Annotated in this window: 2 protein-coding genes; both read left to right on the top strand. The window is 71.0% G+C overall.

What is annotated here, in order from left to right; genetic code table 11:
* Positions 1-189: 189 nt before the first annotated feature.
* Positions 190-840 carry a type III effector protein gene (locus ACZ4FV_RS52005; protein ID WP_465328451.1) on the top strand — a complete coding sequence of 217 codons (651 nt, stop codon included), beginning with the start codon at positions 190-192 and terminating at the stop codon, positions 838-840.
* On the top strand, positions 837-1649 hold the full coding sequence (locus ACZ4FV_RS52000) for a bifunctional 4-hydroxy-2-oxoglutarate aldolase/2-dehydro-3-deoxy-phosphogluconate aldolase (RefSeq protein WP_465328449.1): 813 nt from the start codon (positions 837-839) through the stop codon (positions 1647-1649). The genes ACZ4FV_RS52005 and ACZ4FV_RS52000 overlap by 4 nt, the downstream gene beginning before the upstream one ends.
* The last annotated feature ends 994 nt before the right edge of the window (positions 1650-2643 follow it).

Here is a 2643-nt window from a genome sequence, read left to right as displayed (position 1 = left end):
CGCGAGCCGGTCGAGCTCGCGGAAGGGGTCGGTACGCATCAACATAACGAGAACACCTCCGAAAGTTTCGGTCGGTAGCGCCCTGACGGGCTCCCTGGAACCGTTGTAGCATGTCATCGGAAGGATGACAAATACGTGGGTCGTCCACATGATGACGACGGAGGAGACGACGTTGTGAGAGGGGCTCCGGTGAACGCGAACGACCGACCCGACAATCCCGCCGCGGGGCCCGCGTCCTTCCTGGCCGCCGCCGCGGCCCTGGAAGCCATCGACCGAGCCGTCCGCACGGCCCAGGACGGCGAGGCCGGGCCGCCGCACCCGGACGCGGGCCCCGAACAGGCCTTGGCCTCGCTGTTGTTGCTCCGCGAGATCCGGGAGCGGCTCGCCGGATGGGAGAGCGGGCTGATCGAGAACGCCCGCGACGCCGGCGCCAGCTGGGCGGACCTCGCCCACCCCCTGGGCGTCGCCAGCCGACAGGCCGCCGAACGCCGCTACCTGCGACTGCGCCCGGGCCCCGCCGGAACCACCGGCGAACAACGCGTCACCGCCACCCGCGAACGCCGCGCCGCCGACCGCGCCGCCGGCGCCCGAGCCCGCGACAACGCCGCCGACCTGCGACGCCTCGCAGGCCACATCACCGCACTCACCGACCTCCCCGCCGCATCCCGCCCGAGCATGGCAAGACTGGACCAGGCCCTGGGCCAGGACGACCCCGCCGCCCTGATCGACCCCCTCAACGCCACCCGCCCACACCTGACCGCCGCCCACCCGGAACTGGCCGCCCGCATCGACGCCCTCGTGGACCCGCCCACCGCGACCGGCCACGCCCCGGTGACATGACGCCGGAGCGCCGGTCCTACCGCTGGGACCTCATGCAGTGGATCGCGCGCGAACGCGTGGTCTCGATCATCCGGGCCGGGTCCGCCGACCAAGCGGCCCAGGACCTGGAAACCCTGGTGGACGCAGGCCTGACCGTGATCGAGGTGTCTCTGACGACACCCGGGGCGGCGGACGTGATCCGGGAAGCGTCCCGCGCCCGTCCCGACGTTCTCATCGGCGCGGGCACCGTCCTCGACGCCGAATCCGCCCGACATGCCGTGGCGGCCGGCGCCCGGCTGCTGGTCTGCCCCACCCTGTCGGCCGACGTCATCCGCACCGCCCACCGCTACGGCGCGGTCGTACTCCCCGGCTGCGCCACACCCACGGAGATGACCGCCGCGATCGAGGCGGGAGCCGACGCGGTCAAGGTCTTCCCGGCCTCGGCCTGGACGCCCGGCGCGCCGGCCGACGTGCGTGCGGCCCTGCCACAGCTCCCGCTCATCCCCACCGGAGGGATCTCGTTGGGGGCAGCCCCGGCCTGGATCCTGGCCGGCGCCGTCGCGGTCGGTCGGGCTGGGGTCGACGCTGACCCGCTCCGGTGCGGTGTCGACGCGCACGCGGGTCGACACGTTCAGAAAGGCGTTGGCCGACGAGGCCGGATGACCGCGATCCCGACACCGTCCCCCCGAACCGGACGGATCCGCGTGACCGGCCGCGGACCCCGCCTGCGCCCGGCCTTCAAACGCGGTACGACACCGTCCACGCGTCCCCATTGCCGTGTTCGACGCGCTGCGCTCCTGCGGCGTCGTCCGGTGGCAGACCTGGCGTGACGGACGCGGCCTCTTCCACCTCGGGGTTCCACCGTTGGGTGAGGCCGTCGGAGTGCATGACCAGCGCGCTGCCGGCCGGAAGGGGGTGGGCGGAGGTGCGCGGCCCGCTTGATGTGGTACGGCCGTGGTTCACGACGACTCCCGGAGTGAAAGGGCGTACCGGCGGCGGTTCCACCGATCCTGCGGCGGCCGTATGCCCCCGGGCCCTTCGGGGATACCCCCGCAGCCCGGGGAGATTGCCTGCTCTTCGAACATCGCAAAATCTGTTGTGTCGGGAGTAGACATTGGGTGCTCGTGTGGCTATGGTTTCTCTCGTAGCCCAGAGAGATCGAAGGGCCCGGCAGAGAACGAACTGCCGGGCGGCAGGCGGGTAGTCGCAGTGCGCAGGACGGTTCGGTGGTGGGATTCCGAAGCCGCGGTTGAAGTGAAAGGGCGACGGAATCGACGGCCGGACCGGGTGGCCCGCGGCAATAGGGGTCACCACAGGCAGTGTCGTGGTCGAGCAATGCAGTACCGGTAGGTATAGGTCGCAGCACCCGGCAGTGAAGTGGGTGAGCAGTACCTCGGTGAAGGCGTCGGCTGCGGGCGCGCGCACCGGGAGGTTCGACGGTGGGGTTCCAAGCCGAAGCGAGACGCAGGACGGGCGACGGGGCTGATCGTCGAAGGGTGGCGCCGTGAGAGGCCACCGAACGTTCGCATCACCTGTAGTACGCAGTCGAGCAGTTGATATTCGAGGGAAGAACGGAGGAGCCGGGCACCATCGGGATCGCCCGGGCGGAAGTCTTGGGCCCGGGTACCGCAGGACATCGATAGTGAGGTGGTCTCCGGTCGAGCAACCGCGATCCCCGCACCCCCGACGGCAGTTCGGTCGGGTGGGCGGAAACACGAGGCCGGCGCAGCAGTCGTAGCCGGCAGGTGGTGTAGCAGTTCCTTCGGGGCCCGGTGCCGTACGGCACCGGGCCCCTCTACGTGTTCCACACACACAAGCGAGGTC

The sequence above is a fragment of the Embleya sp. NPDC025285 genome, assembly GCF_055558835.1.
The sequence above is the reverse complement of the archived record's forward strand: the minus strand, read 5'-3'. Positions and strand labels throughout refer to the sequence as shown.

Bases quoted from the DNA above. Each gene is read 5' to 3' on its own strand.
- ACZ4FV_RS52000 (WP_465328449.1), top strand. From the start codon at position 837: ATGACGCCGGAGCGCCGGTCCTACCGCTGGGACCTCATGCAGTGGATC.